At 53.3% G+C, this 22235-nt stretch carries 9 protein-coding genes and 2 pseudogenes; all 11 read right to left on the bottom strand.

Annotated features, from left to right (window positions below; genetic code table 11):
- Positions 1-22: 22 nt before the first annotated feature.
- Positions 23-2125 (bottom strand): efflux RND transporter periplasmic adaptor subunit, encoded by a 2103-nt coding sequence (locus LOZ86_RS07205; protein ID WP_039482542.1) that lies wholly within the window; start codon positions 2123-2125, stop codon positions 23-25.
- Complete coding sequence (locus tag LOZ86_RS07200) at positions 2125-3444, bottom strand: efflux RND transporter periplasmic adaptor subunit (protein WP_230243024.1); 1320 nt, start codon at positions 3442-3444, stop codon at positions 2125-2127. Before LOZ86_RS07200 ends, LOZ86_RS07205 begins: the two co-directional genes overlap by 1 nt.
- A complete protein-coding gene (locus LOZ86_RS07195; protein WP_106389056.1) occupies positions 3441-4202 on the bottom strand; it encodes an efflux RND transporter periplasmic adaptor subunit in 762 nt (253 codons plus the stop codon). The genes LOZ86_RS07200 and LOZ86_RS07195 overlap by 4 nt, the downstream gene beginning before the upstream one ends.
- A gap of 177 nt (positions 4203-4379) precedes the next feature.
- Complete coding sequence (locus tag LOZ86_RS07190; RefSeq protein WP_039482548.1) at positions 4380-5876, bottom strand: TolC family protein; 1497 nt, start codon at positions 5874-5876, stop codon at positions 4380-4382.
- Between the two features lie 56 nt (positions 5877-5932).
- Complete coding sequence (locus LOZ86_RS07185) at positions 5933-13651, bottom strand: Ig-like domain-containing protein (protein WP_230243022.1); 7719 nt, start codon at positions 13649-13651, stop codon at positions 5933-5935.
- A 532-nt stretch (positions 13652-14183) separates the two neighbouring features.
- Positions 14184-15245 carry a diguanylate cyclase gene (locus LOZ86_RS07180; RefSeq protein ID WP_111779061.1) on the bottom strand — a complete coding sequence of 354 codons (1062 nt, stop codon included), beginning with the start codon at positions 15243-15245 and terminating at the stop codon, positions 14184-14186.
- A 233-nt stretch (positions 15246-15478) separates the two neighbouring features.
- Positions 15479-16315 carry a BglG family transcription antiterminator LicT gene (licT, locus tag LOZ86_RS07175; protein ID WP_039482558.1) on the bottom strand — a complete coding sequence of 279 codons (837 nt, stop codon included), beginning with the start codon at positions 16313-16315 and terminating at the stop codon, positions 15479-15481.
- Between the two features lie 271 nt (positions 16316-16586).
- Positions 16587-18214 (bottom strand): annotated as a pseudogene (locus tag LOZ86_RS21385) (S53 family peptidase).
- Positions 18215-18234: 20 nt separating this feature from the next.
- Positions 18235-18792: a chorismate mutase gene (locus LOZ86_RS07155; RefSeq protein WP_111779059.1), complete on the bottom strand. Its 558-nt coding sequence runs from the start codon at positions 18790-18792 to the stop codon at positions 18235-18237.
- A 515-nt stretch (positions 18793-19307) separates the two neighbouring features.
- Positions 19308-21448: pseudogene (locus tag LOZ86_RS07150) on the bottom strand (YjbH domain-containing protein).
- On the bottom strand, positions 21445-22227 hold the full coding sequence (locus LOZ86_RS07145) for a capsule biosynthesis GfcC family protein (RefSeq protein ID WP_039482576.1): 783 nt from the start codon (positions 22225-22227) through the stop codon (positions 21445-21447). Before LOZ86_RS07145 ends, LOZ86_RS07150 begins: the two are co-directional and overlap by 4 nt.
- Positions 22228-22235: the final 8 nt, after the last annotated feature.

Below are 22235 nucleotides of genomic sequence, written 5' to 3'. Positions count from 1 at the left end.
CAATACGCTTATGCTAGTTGGCCTAGAAACCACTTTCTCTTACACCTAACGCCGCAACCTGACGCCATACCCCGGTGAACAGCGACTCCGCTTCGCCGTTTATCACAACCAACCCACGCAGTGGCTGTAATGGCAACGTCGAATCGGTAGCGACATCAAGGTTTACACCATACCAGCCCTGAACTGGGCGCAGCTGTTTTTGCTCATCCCGCCTTACCGCTATCGGCCCGCCGTGTTCGGAGGCCAGCATGCTATATTCAATGAAGGCAATGCCTGTCGGATCAATATCTTTCAATATCACAGGCACCGCAGCATGTGCCGGATCATCCGCGATGAACTGACCAGACATCCCCGCAGTAATACGATTAAGCTTATCTTCACGTAGGTAGCCACGCAGACGGCTGCCTTCACTGCCCACAACGCGCAGCAGCGGCAGGTCAGCATCCAGCCACCGCCCTGGCGTTAAATCGACGGCAATGTCTCTCACGACACCGGGCTGTGGTGCACGGATCTGTAACCGTTCCTGCTGTGCTTTCAGGCCGCGGTATTGTGCCAGCGCCGCCGCCAGCTCCTGTTCCAGAATCAGCGAATCTCCCACTGTGTCACGATTCGCCGCCTGACGACGCATTTGTAATTGCAGGATGCCAATACGTTGACGAATAATCGCCAGCCGGAAATCGAGATCGCCAGAGGTCAGCGTCAGCAGAACCTCACCCGCCTCAACCCGCTGCCCATCCTTCACCTGTAGCTGTTTCACCTGTGCCGCCACGGGTGAATACAGCGTACTGACGCGAGACGCTTCCAGCACTGCCGGTATTTCGACCTGACTGCGCCAGGGGAAAAACAGCACGATGAGCAATAGCAATAAACACAGCGCGGTACGCCAGACTGTGTGAGACTGCGAGCGTTTACGCTGATGCCACCACTGTGCACACTCTTGCACAATAGGCAGGGCAATGAACCAGCCAACCTCAACCAGCATCAGGAAGATGCCCAAGACTTTGAAAAAATAGTGATAGACCGCCAGCGCAATACCGAAAAACAGGAAGAAACGCCATACCCAAGAGGCATATCCCCACAGCAGTAGCCTTTTCACCATCGGAGGCGACCAGCGCTCCGGCGGCACGTCTCCATAGCCAAACAGCTTTTCTCGCAGGTGCCAGCGGCAAAGGGCATAGGCGCGCCCTTGCAGATTATCGATACGCCAGGCATCGCTCAGCATAAAGTAGCCATCAAAACGCATCAGCGGGTTAACGTTGATAATTAGCGTGGTAATCCAGGTTGCGCTGGAAAGAAGGAACGCCGCCGAATGCAGCGGCCCCTCCGGCAACAGCGACCAGGCTAGCAGCGCTACCGTCGCCAATAACAGCTCCGCCAGAATTCCCCCTGCGCCAATCAGCACGCGCACACGATGATCGCCGACCCGCCAGGCATCGCTGACATCGGTATACAGCATCGGGAACATCACGATGAACGCCACGCCCATACTCTGAACCCGACAGCCCGCCTTTTTCGCCATGTAGGCGTGACCCAGCTCATGAATAAATTTGGCGAAAATCAGGGCGCAGCCAAACGCCATCATTCCTTCAAGGCTGAAGAGATGCGGAAACGAACTGCGATAGCGTGGCCAGTCTCGGCCAACCAGAAATATGCCCAGCAGTAAAACCAGCGGAAAAAACACGCGCAACAGCGTGACGCCATAGCGCTGTAGCCACGGCCATGTTTTATTCAGAAAAGGATCGGGACGCCACAGCGGAATGCGGAAAAATAGATACTGGTGCAACACCTGTTTGATCAGGCTACGGCGACGGCTCGCCGCTTTAACTTCGTAGCTGCTTCGTTGTTCTTTATCGCTGCCCGCGATCAAGTCGTGTGTGCGTAAAAAGCGCAGGAACTGCTCAAGATCGTCATTCCCAAGCGGTATACCCGGCTCTTTATTCACGGCAGCCATCACCTGTTCCGACTCACGCAGAGGCCAGTGACGCAGCAGGCGGATTGCCGTATTGTTCAGCTTAAAATAGCGGCCAGAAACTGTATCTGCTAACGTCCACTGCGGAGAACCATCTCGCGCAGGCGCTACCGGAGAGAGGTGTAGATCGTCACGTAGCGGAGGTAAAACGGCCATCAGAACCCAACCGTTTTGCGCAACGCCGCGACGGGACGGCGGAACAGGTAAACGCCCAGCGGCACATATTCACCGTAAATCTTCGCCGTGCCGCGTAAACCGATACGCGGTGCATCGGTGATAAAACGCGCATCGAGTCGATAAGCCAGCGTGCTACGGTCGGTTAACGCCGCTTCATAGGCGATACGTTGCAGCGTGGCTTCATGACGTTTCAGCGGATCGCTGTCAAGGAAGAGTGCAACATCAGCTTCTATCGGAAACTGGATCGCATCGCCCACATCCAGTTCAATCTTGAGTTCTGCCTGCTGCGGGCTGGCCAGCTCCATCAGGCGCTCCCCCGTTCTGACTGGCTTCCCGCGCAGTCGGTCACCGTCAGCAAACACGGCGATACCATTACGTTCCGCCCTCACCTCGCTGCGCGACAGCAGATCGTTGGCATACATCAACTCGGCACGTTTCTGCTCGACCTGTGCCGACAGCAAATCGAGTTTTGATTTGGAATCGGCATCCTGAAAAGCCCGCTGCGACCCCGAACGCCACTCTGCTTCGGCTACGCCCAGCGCTCGCTCTGCCACATCAGCCTGAGCTTTCAGCGTGGTGTTATCAAACCGCACCAGCACGTCATCTTTCTTCACGGTCTGATTCGGCTTCACCGTGATTTCAGCGATCACACCGTCCAGTGGTGCCGTCACGATCCGCCCATCCAGCGGCACCACCTCCGCCGGTGCCAGTACCGACTGACGAACCGGTATCAGCAGCGCCCCGATGACTGCCGCAACGGCAATCATCACTTTGGTTTTCGGGATCCCCGGTCGCCATGCTTTACGCGGCTCCAGCGCCAGCCAAGCATGCGCATAAGCATCAGTCAGTTGCGCTATCAGCGTCCGATCGGTTTCCTGCCACGGCAAATCTCGCGCATACCATAACCCGCCAATGAGCTGTTCCTGCCGATCTTTCAGCGGAACCCAGAGCGCCTCTTGCGCAGACAGCGTTTGCCAGTCATTCTGTGTTTGCGCATCAAACCAGTCGGCTCGCACCGTAGTGACTTGTTCAGCGGCTTTTTGGGTAACTAGTTGCTTGCCTGCGCGTTCGATAAGCGCGACAAACGGTGCATGCGGATCGGGAGCGGAAACGCCGGTGACGGCACGTACACGCCCATTGATCACCAGCGCGACATGACGGAAACCAAACAACCTCTGGCTGTCATTCACCATCGAGTAAGCGAGCGTTTCGCTATTTTTGGCGCTACGCGCTAGGCGCTCCAGATGAATAAACTCGGCAAATGCCCGCTCAACCGTGAAGGGCTGCGATTCGCTCACGGCTGCCCCGTAAAGTGTGCGCTGCCGCTCATTCCGGCGAGCAAGCTGTTATCGGGTTTGAGCACTCGACCGATCAGCGTTAAAGTCTGGCTGCTTTCATCAATGCGTGCGCCGATGCGCAGCACTTCCGCCTGTAGTGGCACGCCGGTTTCATCGGGAATGAAAGTAAATGGCTGTTTCGGTTTAAGGGAAGCCAGCCAGCGGGACGGCACCAGAACGTTGATCTCCAGATGGCGGTTATCCACAATTTCCAGCAGTGGCATCCCCTGGCCGACATATTCAGAAACCTGAATTTTACGCGTCACAACCTGACCAGAGAACGGAGCGACAACACGACAGCGGTTAGTCTGGATCTGATAAACCTGACTTTCCGCCGTGGCCTGTGCCAGACGCGCTTCCGCCACCGCGACCGCATTGCGGCCAACAGATTTCATCTCTGCCAGCTGTCTGTTCTGACTCAGCTCCTGCTGTGCCGCTCTCATGGCGGCCTGTGAGGCGGCCAGCTGTGCCTGATAAGCCGAGCAGTCAAAACGCACCAGCAAATCGCCCTTCTGGAATGCTTCACCATCTCGAAATGGCATCTCAACCACTTTCGCATTCAGCTCACCGGACAGCGTTGCCTGATCCACCGCCCTTAATACCCCTCTGGCCTCTCTCGCCGAGGTTTCTGTCGTCGCATTGCTTACCGGTGCGAGCAGTAGCTCATCCTCTATATTTTCTGCCATAGCAGAATACGACACAGCAGAGAGTAACGCCATTAGCACGAGAGAAAGCGTGGTTTTCTTCGGCAGAATGTTATGAAGCGTCCGGCGATGAAACATCATGTTCAGCGGCATCGTTTTCTGTAATAGAGTTTTCTTATTCAACGTATTCATCCAACACGCAGTGTGTTATGAGGCGGTCTGAAGAGAAATATCCAGACCGCACACCGTTCCTTACAACGAAAGGTTACCGGTCGCCCAGCGCTTCTCCGTTTGATCGAGCGCCTTCCCTACTGACGGGATGTCATTCAAGGTCTGCGTTGCTGGTAGAGGATCCAAGCCCGCGGTAATAAAGATCTGGCCATACGCATTACGTAATTCAGCATAGGCCAAATCATTGCGCAAAGACGTATTCACCGCGTTCAACTCGCCCTGAATCAGCTGTAATTCACCGATATTGCCAGCCTTGTAGCGGTTATTCAGCTGTTCAAGGATATCCACATCCAGCTTCTGCAACTCTTTACCGGTACGGTATTGACGCTGCGCTTCATTGAAATTGGCGCGGGCCACATAAAGCTGTGCCAGTACCGCCATCGACATCGCCTGACGGCGCATTTCGGAGACGGATTCACCCGCTTTTGCCACATCAATAGCGGCAGGGCCAGAGAACAAGTTGAACAGGTTCCAGGTCACTTTCACCCCGGCATCCGCCCAATGCTGGTTAACCAGAAACGAGTTGCTGTCGTAGTTGCCCCCAACCGACATTTCAATCCCCGGCAACATACGAAGCAGCGCTTTACGCGTTTCTGCTGCGCTGATACGTACCTGATAATCCTGTTCGCGCAGTTCAGGACGGCTCACTAACGCCGCCTTCTCCAAGTCGCTAAAGGCGACTTTCAGCTCCGGCTCGGCAAGTTCACTCTCCTTCGGCAAGACCAGTGTGTAATCCGTTCCCAGCGGCAAATTCATCAACGTCGCCAGTTCGGTTTTCGCCAAAGACAGCGCACGGCGCTGCTCTTCCAACTGGCGCGTCGCATCCAGCAGCGCACGCTGGTAGCTGTAGGCTTCAATAATGTCACCCACTTTTTGCGCCGACATTTTTTGGCTATTTTCACGCGCCATGTTAACGCGTTCGATTAAGGCATCAATACGATGCAGCAAACGTTCTGCCGCCACCGCCCGCCAGTAAGCCGACTGCACATCCTGCACGATGGTGTGCGTCACTTTGCGGCGACGCTCTTCGGCGATCCAGCGCTTATCCGACTGTTGATGCGCCGTGACATAGCTAACGCCAAAATCGAGAACATTCCACACCATATTCAGATCCGCGACGCGACGAGTTTGATCCTGCGAGGTCGACGGCTCCAGTGAGGTAACACCCCGCTCTATACTGCGACTACTGGAAGCGCTCACGTTGCTGCGCGTCACATAGCCCGCATTCGCCGCCATTCTTGGCAACAGATCAAAACGAGCCAGATCCACCTGCTCCTGCGCCAGCGCCTGTTCCATCACTTTTAAACGCGCTTCGAGGTTATATTTCAGCGCCCTTGCCATCGCATCATGTAACGTAATAGGTGCCGTCACAGGCTCTTGATTACTGAACATCACGCGCAGATCGGTATCCGCACGTCGGGTACTTTCTGCTTTATCAATCGGCTGAGTTGATACCGCACATCCACTGACTAATAGCGCCAGCAGTGTGACGCTGAAAATTTTCGGGCACCTTTGCATAATCGATTCCTTACCCCTGTTTTTTATTGTATTCATCACACCCTGCCACCGCCATTTCAGGCTGGTTTGCTCATGTTTTGCAATGCGCCCTCGAGAGAGGCGATTTGCAGACGTTCATAGTCATCCAATGCTTTTAGCTGCTGGCTAAATACGGGCGCGCCAAAGACAGATACGGGCGACATGACGGATGTCGAGTTGCCCTCCGACACGGACTGCCAACTGCCGCCACTGAACACCTCAAGCGCGGTATTATCTGGGATGATATTGTTCGCAAACATCCCCGCCAGCGTGGATTTTCCGCCCATCGACTGGTTGAAATCAGAGACGTTGCTGCGTGGTATACCGGGTTCGTAACGGTTTACGCCATTGTTGGCAAAGGCCACGGCCACAGCAGAACCGCCAGCAACACCACTGCCTTGTGCCGCTACGCTAAACACGCTGGCGGTTCCCGGCATAGATCCTTCCGCCGTACCGGCATTAAAGAGTGAAGACGGTGCCCCCAACAGGCCATCGCCACTGGTTGACGCCGCACCAATCGTCAACAGCGAAAGCTGACTTTGGACCGCGGCGTTATTACCAACGATCGCCACCACTGGCCTGCCAGCATTCGATTTGAATTCGGGATCGCCATCCGGTTGTGTAGAAGACTGGACACGCAAGACAAATGTGGTACTCACGCTCGCGCCCGCTACATCCGTTGCGGTAACCAAAATTGACAGATCGGCGCTATTCCCACGCCCCAGCGATCCGCTAAAGGTGCCGGTTGCAGGATCGAAGTTAACCCAAGCTGGCAGCGCGGAGCCATCTGCCTGTGTTGCACTAAGGCGCAGCGTATCGCCTACATCGATATCAGAGAAGGTGTTAGCAGGAATCTGGAAGCTAAACGCCCCATCGCCAGTCACCGTTTGGTTGCTAATACCCTCAGTGGTCGGCGCATCATTAACGTTATTCACGACAACCGTAAAACCGCTGGACACCGAGACGCTGTTTTTATCGGTCGCAGTAACACGAATCGCTAACAATCCCACATCGGCATTTTGCGGCGTACCAGAGAAGGTCTTCGTCTGAGGATTGAACACCAGCCAGGACGGCAGAGCAGAACCATCGGACAATGAAACGTGGTAAGCCAGACTGTCGCCTGCATCGTTATCGACAAACGCGTTAGTCGGTAGCGTGAAGGTAAACGTACTACCTTGGTTAGCGGACTGATTTCCGATACCGTTGGTAACCGGTGCAGTGTTACTATGCACGTCGCCGCTGAGCCCCTGACCGTTCAAGTCATTGCCCGCCAGATCTGTCACCCCACCATGATTACCGGTAAAGACCAACTGCACTGCCCCCGCCCCTGTCACATTGGTTAAATCAATTCGATAGGTTGTCGGACTCAGTGCTGTCACTGCACCTATTGTCGCCGTGGTGCCGTTGGCGTTAAGCAGAGAGAAGTCACGAATATCTAATCCCGTCACCGCTTCTGAAAAGACCAGCGTGTAGCTCAGCGCCTGCGAACCTGACGTCTCCGTCAGCGTTAAGCTGACGGGTACAGGGCGAGCGGTATCGATGCTAACACTGTCGGAAGCGACAGTTCCCACACCCGCGTTACCCGCGGCGTCGGTGACGCCGCTGTAGGTCAGGCCAATCGCCGTGCCCGCGTTGGTCACGTTGGCGTTCGGGGTGAAGGTCGCTGTCCACGTCACACCGCCGTCGATGCTGGTTACATTGCTCAACGTGCCGTCCGCCACAGACAGGTTGGCATTGCTGAAGCCCGTCACCGCTTCCGAGAAGGTGATAGTAACTTCGGCGCTTTCCCCCGCTTTCAGGGCATTATCGCTGACGGCTATCGTCGCTGTCGGCAATGTCGTATCGATGCTGATGTTACCGGAGGTCTCACTGCCCACGCCCGCGTTACCCGCGGCGTCGGTGACGCCGCTGTAGGTCAGGCCAATCGCCGTGCCCGCATTGGTCACGTTGGCGTTCGGGGTGAAAGTCGCTTTCCACGTCACACCGCCGTCGGTACTAATCACGTTACTCAGCGTGCCGTCTGCCACGGTCAGATTGGCGTTGCTAAAACCGCTCACCGCTTCCGAGAAGGTAATGGTGACTTCAGCACTTTCCCCTGCTTTCAGGGCGTTATCGCTGACGGCTATCGTCGCTGTCGGCAATGCCGTATCGATGCTGATATTACCGGAAGTCTCGCTGCCCACGCCCGCGTTACCTGCGGCGTCGGTGACGCCGCTGTAGTTCAGACCAATCGCCATCCCCGCATTAGTTACATTGGCATTCGGGGTGAAGGTCGCTGTCCACGTCACGCCGCCGTCGGTGCTAATCACGTTACTCAGCGTGCCGTCCGCCACCGACAGGTTAGCACTACTGAAGCCCGTCACCGCTTCCGAGAAAGTGATGGTGACTTGTGCGCTTTCACCCGCTTTCAGGGCGCTGTCGCTCAACGTAATCGTTGCCGTCGGCAGCGCGGTATCAATGCCGATCGCATCAGACGTCTCGCTGCCCACGCCCGCGTTACCTGCGGCGTCGGTGACGCCGCTGTAGGTCAGGCCAATCGCCGTGCCCGCGTTGGTCACGTTGGCGTTCGGGGTGAAGGTCGCTTTCCACGTCACGCCGCCGTCGCTGCTGGTTACATTGCTCAACGTGCCGTCCGCCACCGACAGGTTAGCATTGCTGAAGCCCGTCACCGCTTCCGAGAAGGTGATAGTAACTTCAGCGCTTTCCCCTGCTTTCAGGGCATTGTCGCTCACCGCTATCGTCGCCGTCGGCAGCGCCGTATCGATGCTGATATTACCGGAGGTCTCGCTGCCCACGCCCGCGTTGCCCGCCGCATCGGTGATGCCGCTGTAGGTCAGGCCGATTGCCATGCCCGCATTGGTCACGTTGGTGTTCGGGGTAAAGGTGGCCGTCCACGTTACGCCGCCGTCGCTGCTGGTCACGTTGCTCAGCGTACCATCTGCCACCGACAGATTGGCATTGCTGAAACCACTGACCGCTTCGGAGAAAGTGATGGTGACGACAGTGCTTTCACCCGCTTTCAGGGCGTTATCGCTCACCGCTATCGTCGCCGTCGGCAGCGCCGTATCGATGCTGATATTACCGGAGGTCTCGCTGCCCACGCCCGCGTTGCCCGCCGCATCGGTGACACCGGTATAGTTCAGGCCAATCGCCGTGCCCGCATTGGTCACGTTGGTGTCCGGGGTCAGGGTCGCTGTCCACGTTACGCCGCCGTCGCTGCTGGTCACATTACTCAGCGTACCATCGATCACCGACAGGTTGGCGTTGCTGAAACCACTGACCGCTTCGGAGAAGGTGATGGTGACTTCAGTAGTTTCACCCGCTTTCAGGGCGTTATCGCTCACCGCTATCGTCGCCGTCGGCAGCGCCGTATCGATGCTGATATTACCAGAGGTCTCGCTGCCCACGCCTGCGTTACCCGCCGCATCGGTGATGCCGCTGTAAGTCAGGCCAATCGCCGTACCCGCATTGGTCACGTTGGTATTCGGGGTCAGGGTCGCTGTCCACGTCACTCCGCCGTCGGTGCTGGTCACGTTACTTAGCGTGCCGTCCGCCACCGACAGGTTGGCATTGCTGAAGCCCGTCACAGCCTCCGAGAAGGTGATGGTGACTTCAGTAGTTTCACCCGCTTTCAGGGCGTTGTCGCTGACGGCTATCGTCGCTGTCGGCAGCACGCCATCGATAACAATGGCTTTCTGTGCCGCCAGTGAATTAAGGCTATTGAGCCCTGGCAGAGTCAGCACCGCCGTGCGGTTGGCGTTATCCTGAATCGTCGCACCATTGAGCGACAGCGCAGACGTGCTGGCGTAGTTCAGATCGGCGCTCAGATCGCCACTTTGCACAATATATTCGAAGGTCAGCGTGTTAGATCCAGAACCTGCCACATACGTCGCCACGCGATCGATCGCGCCCGTTTCGAGTAATAGAGTTGGCACACCACCAGTGGTATCTACAACGACATTGGAATCAAACGCTACCGTAACCTGAATGGCTTGTCCTATTTTATAGGCTCCATCGGCACTACTCGCACTGACGCTGGTAATCGTGGGGTTATTCGGATTCACCGTAATCGCGATAGTATCGGTGTCCGTTTGTGCTCCACCGGAACCTGAGCTGCCTAAATCATTACTGACAATTTGGATCGACGCGCTGCCGTTATAGCCGCTGGTTGGGGTAAACGTCAGGCCATTTAACGCATTGTTAATATTGGTCAGACTGCCCTGGAAGGTCATCGTGCTGTCGTCTGCGCCCGATCCCACGCTGAAAATCAGCCCAGAGAATGGCGACAAGGTCAGTAATCCATTCGACGCAGTTAACGTCACCTCCATGGTGTTACCACCGATGTCGACGTCACTGACGGAAATCAGGTTGCCGTTAGCAGTATTAAATACCAGCGAGCCATCCTGCTGTACCGCCTGTGCCACAGGTACGCCGTTGACTGGCGCATCGTTAACCGCATCAATGCTCAGCGTCACGGTGCTCGACGCAGTTTTGGCACCGCCACTCCCCGTGTTACCGCCGTCATCAATGCCGACCGTCAGCGTCACATTTCCTGTTGCGTTGCTGGCCGGGTTGAATAGCACATTACCGTCTGCGATATAGGCATTGATATTGATGATTGAGCCCGTCAACGTCAGGCTACTCGTGCCACTACCCACAACGGTAACGCCAGCATTGCTTGCATTAAGCACGCCGCTGCCTACGGATAAAGTCACCGTAACGTCATTACTATTAGCATCGACATCCGCGAAACTGATGCCGGTAATAGCCTTAGCCAGATCTTCCGTTACCGTGATCGAAGTGGGCGCGCTGATAGTCGGTGAGTCGTTCACCGCCACTATAGTTACCGTGGCAGCAATCGACAGCGTTGTGGTTTCTACACCACCATTACTCGTCCCACCATTATCAGAAATACTCATCAACGTCACAGTACGGGTTGGCCCCGTAGGGTTTTCGCTGGTATTGCGATAGGTGATACCGTCGATCGCCGCGGCCGCCACTGAGGCGCTTATGCCACCCGCTTTACTCAACGTTAGCGTGGCAGTGCCTGCAGCCACGCTAACGGAATAAGACAAACCGTTTGCGGTCGTGGTGCCGCTATTACTGTTGATCAATGCAATGGTTGTTCCATCGATTTGCAGTTGTTCACTACTGCCATTCGACACATTGCTGATGACAAGAGAGAACTGGGTAATGTTCTGCCCAGCTTCAACCGTGCTGACTGAAACGTTACTGAAGAGATCGACCGCGCTACCATTTTCGGTATAGGTCACATTATTACCAGTGGCAGACAGCGTTGGGGCGTCGTTCACGCCAGTCACGCCAACAGCTACCATGGCGGAAGCACTCCCGCCGTCGCCATCATTCACGGTAATGCTAACGAAACGCGTCGTGATAGCAGGATCGGCTGTATTGCTGTTTTGATAAGAAAGTGCGCGAACTAATGCCTGAACGGCGGTTGGAGTGGCACTGGCGTTTAAGGCCACCACCAGATCGTTGTTACCCGTGCCACCAGTGAAAGTGCCAATCACCACGCCACCATACGTGACATTCGAGCCAGACACGCCGATTTGCCCGCTGCCCGTACCCAGATTCATGATACCTAACACATCTTCACTGCTATTACGGTTCGTGGTGATCGCTACCCGCACGCTGCCGCCGTTGAAATCGGCTGAATCCGCATCCGTAACCGTAGCGTTACCGCCCGCATCTAAACTAATCGGTGACGCGCCCTCGGTAAAGTTAACGCCATCACCGTTCAGGTTACCAATGACTGGCGCAGCATTGAATCCACTGACGGTTATACCGTTGCCAGTCAGATCGGCAATATTTCCGCCCGTAATTGGCCCGTTCCAGTCATCGGCGGCAGCCAGATTATAGGTTGTACCGCCCGATGAGGACGTACCGTTCTGGTTAATTATCGCGCTAAGCCCGGCTCTATCGGTTGCGCTTAATACCACCACAAAGGCGGTCGCGTTGATGATTTCAACATTGCTGGTTGCGCTGAGCGTATAAGCGCTACCGCCTTGACCAGTGAAGGTGAGCCTAGAGATATCAATATCGTTATTTAACCCACTCTGCTTAACCAGATTGGTGCCCGTCACCGTTAATGTGCCGGTCGCGTTATCGTAGGTCGAAGAGGTAATGGTGGGGGTTTGCACATTGCTCACGGTGACGCCATTGCCTATCAAATCAGCAGGCGTTGAAGATTGTGTCGCATTCCACCCAGCGGCGGCAGACAAATTAAAGGTCGTCCCACTGGCCGCAGAGGTTGTCCCATTCTTGTTCAGCAGCCCTTCAACATTGATCTGATCAGTCGAATTTAGTGTGATACTGAATGTTGTGGCATTTACTGCGGTCACATTGCTGCTAGTTAACGTATAGGTATTGCCGTTTTCACCCACCAACGTCAGTTTGGAGACGTCAATGGTGTCACCCGTTGCCAGGTTGACACCCGTTACAGTCAACACGTTAGTGCCGGCGTTGTAGGCGGCAGACGTGATCGCTGGGGAGGGTACATTCAGTTTGATATCGGAAATGACGATATCCTGAAAGGCAGAGTAGTTACCAGAAGAGATGACGACCTGTGTAACATCATTCATTGCCGAGGGAAAACTCGTTATGGTCGAAAAACTGTCAGTAACGGTCACATTGAATGACGAAATACCCCCGTTGCTATCGGTCACAGTAAAGGTCAGTACGCCTGTCGTCGCGCCGGCTCTGATTCCCGTGATATCGAAAGTATAGCCAGAGGGGGGTTTTATCGTTAGTTCGGTATTATTACCGTTTTTAGTCCCGTCGTACGCATATAGGCCACCATTCTGAGGTCCGCCATAGCTGGGGTCGATATACAATCCCCCCGTGCCAATACCACCAGAAAAGGTTACCGGTTTACCATCAATCGTGCGGGTTATTGTAGTCTTGGTCGCGTCCAAATCAGGATCGTAGTCATTAAACACGACTGTTTCCAGCACATCGCTGTAGGACTCAATAGCCATGACTTCGGTGTCAATGCCGCCTGTCGTTTTTTCTAAGATCCAATCCCCACCGATCAGGCTGCTCCCTGTTGCATCCACGGACGCGGCGACATCCGCTCCCGTAGCCTGTGCCAGATTCGCTAAGAACGCATCCCCGTTTGCACCACCGGCAATATCACACCCATAGAGCAGTAAATCGCCTTCCGTGGTTAATGCTGCGCCTAAGGCCGCAAGCTGTGCCTGCACCTCGCTCGATTTCAGCGATGAATCCGTCAGCACCTGCGTACCCAGATTCACTTTGCCTTCAGAGCCGTGGGAAAAGACATGGATAGCGTCATAACCGGTATGTGTCGCCGCCCAGTCGGCCATTTGCTGCAAACCATCCCGCGAGCCGTCAATCAGTACGACCTCAACACCTGGCTTGATTCCTGCCACCAGCGTTTGGTAATCCTTCACTGACGTATCGACAAAAGCGACTTCCTTACGTGAGGAAACGGTGCCGTCGGCCACGGCAGCAATATCACTATCCTGCGTTGCGGTAGATTGTGAGTCATAGGCGGTTTGATCTGCCGTGGAGGCATGGGAGTCAGATGTGGCGGTCGGTTCCGATGTGTTTGCCGCCGTGTCATTCACCGTTGCAGCAATCGCACCATCAAAAAGTATACGCGGCTCCAAAACATAAGCCGGTAGTGAAGAAACCTGCATCGGATTTGTCGCCGCCTGCTTACTGACCGCATTTGCTGACTGGGGATACCGAGTAAACCAATTATGCCATGCCATAGCGGGACTCCTTTAAGCGGCGCTGTTCCTTGCCCGATGTTTAATTTAAATGATGTTTTCTTTGTGACCAGACATCACACGTTCACGCCATCCCAACCGGCAGGGGATACCGGATAGAGGAAGGAAAAAACTGGAGAGATAAGATCTTGTTGCTATATTTTCATAAACACACATCTATTAACAATAGCTTTTAAAAAGAAATATTCCCTAAAAATCCCAACAAATGCCAATAATGAAAATATGATATAAATATCAAATCAATAGCGTTAGACCATGGCCTTTCTTCCATTTAAACGTAAATTTTTACTGCATAACCCCTACCTGTTTTATGTAAAGATAAAACAGGTATTACGCGTATTATTTCCTCTTATTTCTAAAAAATTAGCAGGGATGGTTCGAGATCGTTTGAGAGTGGTATGGTATTACTGAAGACATAAAGAAGACGAGCCCCCAATCATCACCTCGATAACGATAAGGGCTTATTGGTCATTATCAGACAGGATAAAAGCGATCAGACTATGGCCTGGGATATTCAAGCAACTTCGGTTCGGCGGCGGCCTTTGTTTTTTGCTCGGTAAAGTGCCATATCTGCGGCCTTTAACCAGTCAATATGTTGACCCATTTCTGGTGAAATCTCCGCAATGCCGACGCTGACAAACACCGCCAGCTGCGGTGTTTGGTTCAGGAATTTCAGCGACAAACTCTCCCGAATACGATTCACGGCATCCAGCGCCTCTCCCGCGCTAGTCTGCGGTAAAATAACGGCAAATTCATCTCCGCCGAATCGCCCAATCACATCCGTTTCCCGAAAACCGGATGTCAGCTCACACGCCAACAGCAATATCGCCTGATCACCGACGTTATGCCCAAAGTTATCGTTAAAAGCTTTAAAATGGTCAATATCAAACAGGACTAACGTCGCCGTGCGTTTATAGCGCTGGCAACTGTCATACTCGTGTTTCAGCAGGCGTTCCCAGTGGTGACGGTTATAGAGGCTGGTCATTCCGTCATGAATACTGACTTCGATCAGCATACGTTTATGTTCCGCCAGTTTCAGTGCGGTGGTATAGGTGACATAACCGAGAAAAATCGGATAGATCAGCAACATCGGCAGACAGGCATAAAGTTGTAGCAGCGTCGTATCCAGCGAAACAGGTACGGCAAACAGCACAAGAACCAGCGCACAGGCGACGCACTGTAATACGATGCTCTGCACAAACAGCTTTATCCCACCGCCAGCCGTACAGTTCATCCCAACCATCGCCGCAATCAGGGCGCTGGGCAGAAGATTCACGCCCATAAACCCTATCCATATGCCGCCAAATGCCACATCAATCAATAAATTACGCTTCTCGCACTGCATCGGGTCGAGTGACCGCCGGGACAGCATGTAGGCAATGTGAGGCCAGATAAAGGTGTTAAGAAAAAGCAGCACCCACAATAGCGCCGGGATAGGCCGAGTAATCAGCACCGAGGAAATAAAGAGAGCGCACAGTATCGTACCGACAATCCGTGGAATATAGACTCGCTGGGAAAAGCGTAGCCCTGAGCGACGTACATCTACCGTCAAAAACATCGGCGGCGAGGCTGACATAACGACCCCCATGCGGTTCACTAACAAATAGCGAGAAAAAAGAACATTATGGCTGAAAGCATGTCAGCAACAGTGAGCAATTTTTGAATTTATTTTGTTACATAACGAAACGAACGGATGTCGTCAGGGTTGGAGAGAGTAGCACAGATATTAACGGTAGCTGGTCTTACCCGTGATTTTCATTCCGTATCGATGATTGCCGCTGGGTGTATCCGTCATGATAGCCCATGTTATTAAGCGGGAGAGGGTTGTAACCGATTAATATGAATGGTCAAAAACATGATCTCATCGGTGGTTAGCTGGCAGGCGTAATTTTTTTCCACATAGTCATACACCTTCATCGCACAGGCATAAGCTCGTGGCATCAGTTCGGTAATCCCTTGATAGATAGAATCGTCGCCGTGATTCACGGTTTCCCGATTTAGCAAACGCAGAGCGAAAAATTTCAGGTGCGTAATCAAGCGTTGATAATTAAGAGAATGTTCATCAAACGTGATGTGCAGATCGTATTTCAGAATGGTCAGAATATCTTTAATGATACCCGCGCTTTGCATCGTGCTCTGCATATCGCTGTTATTCGTCGCATTTGCCAAATGCAGCGCAATAAACCCCGCCTCATCCTCCGGTAAATCGATATCCAGTCTGGTGCGAATTAGTTCCAGTGCCTCTAACCCAACGGTAAATTCACCGCGATAGAACTGGCGAATATCCCACAGCATCAGGTTCTTGATCGTCTGCCCTTTTTTATGACGTTGAATAGCAAAGTTAATGTGGTCGCTTAAGGCCAGAAACAGCGTGTCCTGTACATCAAGTCGCAGCGTTTTTTGCGCCAGAGTAATGATCTGCTGCGTGACCGCCAGACAGTCGGGCGGAATGTCCGCCAACAATTGTGACAGCACATCCGCTATGCCGTCGCTTTTCTTCACGAACTGGCTTTCTATGCGCTGCGGGTCGATAGGGTCACCCACTTTCTTGCCAAAGCCGACACCTTTGCCAATTGCCACAATTTCCCGTTGGTCATCTGCCAGCACCAGAACGGCGTTATTGCTCAGTATTTTTTCAATGATCACCGCATCAGCCGTCCTGCCTTCCCTGCCGTTTTGCACTTTGGAAACTTATAGCATATTTGCGTTAACAAAAAAAACCTGATACGAACATGCCTTAATCGCATGCGTCGTATCAGGTTTCGCTCAGGCCTTCGCCCGATCACGTCCTTCTTATCGGGTTATATCTGCTAACCGCCCTAGACTCAAACCGAGGTCGGGCAATCTGTGATGAATATCACCGATAATGTCCTCGTCTGAGCAGCGGTGTCCCCTGCGCCAGCCCTCTCAGGCAGACTCACCGCTCGTGCCCATCATCGCGGTCGTGCACGCCATTGACATTGAGCCTCACGAGCTGTTTCAACAGCCTGAGCAGTTTCATTCCATTCGGCGACCCCAGCCCCGTGCAGGCATCCCATCCTTCAGAGGCGACAAATGCCCCATTATTTCCCCGCACGATATCCTTGCAGCTATTGCGATTACGGTACAGTAAGGGAGGAATAAACAGCGATGCCGAGTGGGTCAAAGCGAGCATACGCGCCAGCAATCCCGCCCACAGCGGTGCGACAACGCTGGTTCCCCCAACAACCCCTTCCCGTCCGTTTACTTCAATCAGATAGCCAGTTTCGGGGTCGGCATTGCCACTGACGTCAGGTACGCCGCGGTGTTGCAAGGGATGATGACCGCCATATTTATCGACCAGAGACATCCCTAGCTGCCAACCGGGCAACGCAAAATGCTGGCTAACGCCACCGCCCGTCGCGCTGCCGTCTCGGCTATGCCAAGTGGTTTCTTCCATCGATTTTTGCAAGCGAGTGCCACCACAGGCTAAAACGTAGGGGCTGGATGCAGGGAAATCGACGTGCAAACCATGGGGTTCACCATCCTGTGAGCCATGATCACCAGACGCCACACACACCGTAATCCCTAGCGCCGCGGCGGTCTGAAAGGCCTGGTTGTACACCTGTAATGCTTGCGCGGTCCATTCTGACTCGCTGCCCCCCCCCCAGCTAATCGAAATCACCGACGGCGCATTTTTCTCATCATGAATCGCCGCGTTAATCGCCTCTAAAAACCCAGCATCGGTATTCGGCGCAAAATACACCACCACTTTAGCGCCGGGTGCCAATGTACCCGCGATTTCGATATCCATCTGCACTTCGATATCAATCGGGTTCACCTCTTTGTCGTCATCTGACGAAGCAAGGGCATTCTTAGCGCCCCCCACACACATCGACGATCTGCGGCGGATTGACGCCCATTCGTTTAAAATAGTGTTCCAACTGCGGTAAGCAATATCCGCCCCCCAGTTCAATAATGCCAATACACTGCCCCGCTCCGTCATGCTCTGGGAAGTGGTAAAGCTCTGCCAGCTCGAGCGGCGTATAGCCCGACAGGCGCTTTGCCGTAGTAGAGAACGCGTCATTCATGCGCAGGTAACAGTTCGACGTAAGACGTTCATCAAGGCCTAATACGGCGATAACCACCCCCTGTAGGTATCCCGGCAGATAAATCCCCCGATCTCCCACGGAATGCCCCGCGTTTGTGGTCATATCGGGCTAAGCTCACGCGAAACGCCTGCTCCATTTGCTCCACCGTTCCCGTCAAGAAGACGGTACGGCTGGCAGCATGTTCACGCTCGACAGATAGTCGATAATGCCGTGCAAACGCACGGACATGCTCTAGATCGGCCTCATCAGCGCCGAATTTTCTGGCATAGCTGGCTCTCGATAGCGGTTTATTGGCGCTGATACCGCAAAATTGCGGATCGATGCTATCGTGCAGTTCGGTGTAATACTCATCATCTGGCGTCGTAAAACGTAACACCAGCATGACTCTGACCCTTTCGTTAACATCGCAGCGTTCGCGGTACACGGCGTCAGCGATATTTCCGCGTTCACTCCCTTTCAATAATTGGTAAGTCATCGTTTTTCTCTCCCACTCAGCTATTTGCCGTCTGGTTCAATTTGACTCAATGCCGCATAAATCTGGCGTTTGTCGTTCTGTGACAGATGCTCAACATTAATAGAAGAAAGAAATGTGTCCTCCTGCTGAGGCGCAAAATGCCCGCCACTCGCAAGATAACGTTTAATACTCACCAAGAGCTGGTCATCAATCGTGAGTAGCGTGGGTCTAACGGTGTCGTTCAGCGAAAGCGGCATCCAGTCGCTCTCCGGTATCGCAAGCCAATCCGCCATGTAACGATACTGAATCGCTTTGCTGGCATTCATTAATGAAGTAAAAAACAGCTGTGTACTCTGAAGGGATAAACCAACGGCAGCAGATTGCTCCCGCCCCTTACTCAAAATACGTTCCTCTTGTTTTAGATCTTCAACGGGCAGGTGTTGACGGGCCTTATACCCCGCAACGTCTTTCATCAACACCATCCTCTCCTGAATCAGTTGATAAATACCAAGAGGATTGTCCTGCGCTACGGCATAGAGAGGAACACACCAAACAGAGCTCATCATTAACGAGATAACAGCGGAAATAGGCAAATTCATCGGGTTGCACTCTTCTGTCAGCATTACCATGAAGGTCTATGGCTATACCCGTCATACTTCAAGTTACATGTACGTTGGCTGCGCTCACTCACCCGAATCACTTACTGAAGTAAGCTCATCGGGATTCCTTCCCTTGCCGCCTTCCTGAAACTCGAATTATTTAGGGTATATGTTTTTATTTCACCATTGCGGCAGGAGATAATAGGTTTCGCTATATGAATCTTCCATGACGAAACTATTTCAATCATTACCCTCAGGACACATTTCGTCTTAAAAATGCCCCGACTCGTCACGACAATCGTGATTAAGCTATTAAATTATCATTAATTTATCGCTAAAAACTTAGAAGCGTCATCCTAAGTACGGCATGATTAAGATACAAACGATAACCAAATGAAATAGTTCATTTCAGTTATCAAATAATTTTACTCCGCAAAGTAAACACGCACAAAAAAGCCCGTCACGGCACTCGGCGATGACGGGCTTGATTAACACCCTAAACGAATGGGGATCGATTAGTGTTCGGTGAGGCCATACAGTGAGCTGCGGCGCTGTAGCATCTGACCACCGTCACGCGTCAGCGGTACCCAACCGACCGCACCACGTTTCACCGTCGGTTCGGTGAACAGTAGATCAAACGGTATCGAGACGTAGAAGCCTTTGGTGAAACTCCCTTCCCCATATTCAGCGGCGCTGACGTTGGTCTTGGTCGCAAAGGCACCGGCAATAATTCCGCTGTCAAAGCGGCGAGACAGATCGAGAGTCACCCCTTTGTCCCCTGCCAGATAACGACCCACACTCACCTTCGCTACCGCACCTTCCACAAACGGCAGTTCCCAGTAGGCGGTCAGATGACCTGTCACCACATCGTAATCGGCCATCCTCATGATGTCGTTCCAGTCACGCTGTTTGGCATAGTTCACATCCAGCCCCAGCGCCCAGCTTTTACCAAACGGACGATACAGCACTTCAGATCCGACACCCGCATACATCATTTCCAGATAGCCGCCGTAGACCTGGGTATACCAGTCCTGTGCGAGATTATCCCTGCGAGTCAATTGCAGATTGGTCAATAACAGATCGGAAGAAGTAGTGTATTCACGCACCCAGGTTCTGACACGCGGCAGCGCAGCGCCATCCGCTGGTGGTGTTTTATAGTTGAACTTGTCGTAGTTATTCACCAGATTCAGTGTTGCCGTTCCGCCTACGCTCCAGTGATCGCTCAGACGGTAGTCCACGTTACCTTTCAATGCGACCTGATACATATAGAAGGATTCAGGGCCACCGAAAGACTGCGTCAGTGTCGGATCTAATGAATACGTCAGACGATCGGGTTCTGCGAGCAGCACCTGCTGACCGCGCACGTCAGATACCGGCTCTTTGCGATGCGTGACAGGTTCCGGTTGCCCCAGTGGAATAGCCGCCTGTTTAACCTGATGGAAAGGTTTGGCATCGACTTCCGTGCTGGCAATCGGTAAACGCTGGCTGCGCTGAACAATGTGGTACTCATCAATACTGCCCGGTACATGGTTTGCCAATACCGTAGCCGCACGCTGCGTAGCCTGTTCGCTATCACGATACTTTGTCTGCTCAGCAACAATGGTGACCTGCTTTTGGTCCGCGTAGATATCGGCGTCCTTAAAGCCGGCCTTATCGTTCAGCTCTTTCGAAACGAGCTGCCAGTTTGTGCCTTTGCCATCCTGTACCGGCGCATAGACGGGTGGAGCATCGTCTAAGTAGTTCGGCTTCAGATCGTTGAAATTAGTGCGTAGGGTAAAGCCCCACATCAGGGTATTGCCGCGCTGCCACGATAACGTGGTATCCAACACATCGCCGACGCGATAGACCGCACCGATGTTGAAAGGAGAATCGTGTTTCAGCTTCTGTGGCACACCATTGGATGACGTTCTTTCTGCACTGTAATCGTTGCCGTCATATTCAAGCTTTAAGCGCAGGGGATCCCAGGGTGTCTGATACTCAACGCCACCAAACAACGCGGCAGGACCATGGAAGAAGTTATCGACCTCAAATTCCCCACCGCCACCTGAAAAGCTGTCATTACGCTGGCAGAAGCTGGCTTTCAGCGAACAGGCAGGGTTTTTAATATTGCCACTTTCAGCCATATTGCCCCAGCCCATACCCAGCGTAAAATCAAAGGCCCCATACGCTTACTGGCCACCAGATATTCGCTATCAAACAGGCCTGTACCGGCAATATCACGCAATCCGACAGAAACATCCGGCATCCAGTAGCTTTCTTGCCACAAACGCGCTTTGACATCGAATGACTTATCTTTGTAGGTTTGGCTACCGCTGAAACTAGAATCAAAACTATAAGGACGAGTACGGATATCGGTATAACGCACCGTCGTTTCCAGCCAGTCAAAGAGCTGGAGCGATATGGAGTAGCGCCGATATTCTTCGTTGTCGCGGTAATTAAGGCTAAACTCGCCTGTTTTCGCCATACGCGCCGTAGGCATCTGCAACAGACCTGTACCACCGAAATCAGACTGTGATACCCCCACCGGCTGAAAGCGCAGATTCGGGTTTGTCGCAGTACGGTCGCTTTCGGTTTCAGCCGCCATCGCCTGTGCACTCAAGATGCTGCCAATCGCCAACGACAGACAGCCTAGTTTAACGTTTCTATTCTTTGTCATTCGAGTGGCGTCCGGTTAGCAAGGTAGTCAGCAAGTTGATCGTTGAGTGATAACATATCCTGTGGCAAAACTGAGGGATTAAAGCCAATAAAGAGCGTTTCGCCCGCGGCGGGTTCAACATGCTGGCGGTTCCACAGCGCCAGCGGCACTTTGCGCCACTTGCCATTTCCCGCAATCAGATAGCCATAACTGTTATCCGCTCCCGCGAGAAGTCGGCGTCCAGAGAGATAATTTTCGACCGACCATCCGGCACGCAGCGCCACTTTCCCCGATGTCTCCAGTTCTCCCACATCAGCGGAGGTATTCACCAGACCGATCAGCGACAGCTTGTCATCATGAGGCGCCACATACAGTGCATATTCTCCCACCAGAGGGCGATTATTTTCTACATAGACACGCACGCGGTCAGGATCCAGATCGGTGCGGATACGACCCGCAACGTTAATCGGGTTAATGGTCTTTCTCAGTAGCCAGGCGGAGATCGCCAGATCGCCATCGCCTGAATTACGCCAGCGCGTTTCCAGTTCAGCCAGCTTTTGCAGCAAGACATCCCCTTGCGCACGAACCTTCTCTGTCGTCGCAAAATCAGAAATAAACGCCGTTTGCCAGTTGATATTCTGTGGCCAGGGAACCTGTTCGTAAAATTTTTCAAGACGCGTGCCATCATCCAATTTGACGACGGCTATCGTCTGTTGAGGCGATTTCACAGTCAACTGCGCAGACGTCGCAACACCGGAAACCAGCAGCAACAAGGTAGCGATACGATTGAGTGCTAACATTGCAGCCC

Origin of the sequence: Pectobacterium parvum (assembly GCF_020971565.1) — a bacterium.
GTDB classification, from domain to species: domain Bacteria; phylum Pseudomonadota; class Gammaproteobacteria; order Enterobacterales; family Enterobacteriaceae; genus Pectobacterium; species Pectobacterium polare.
Note: the sequence above shows the minus strand (reverse complement) of the source record. Positions and strands in the feature narration are given on the sequence as shown.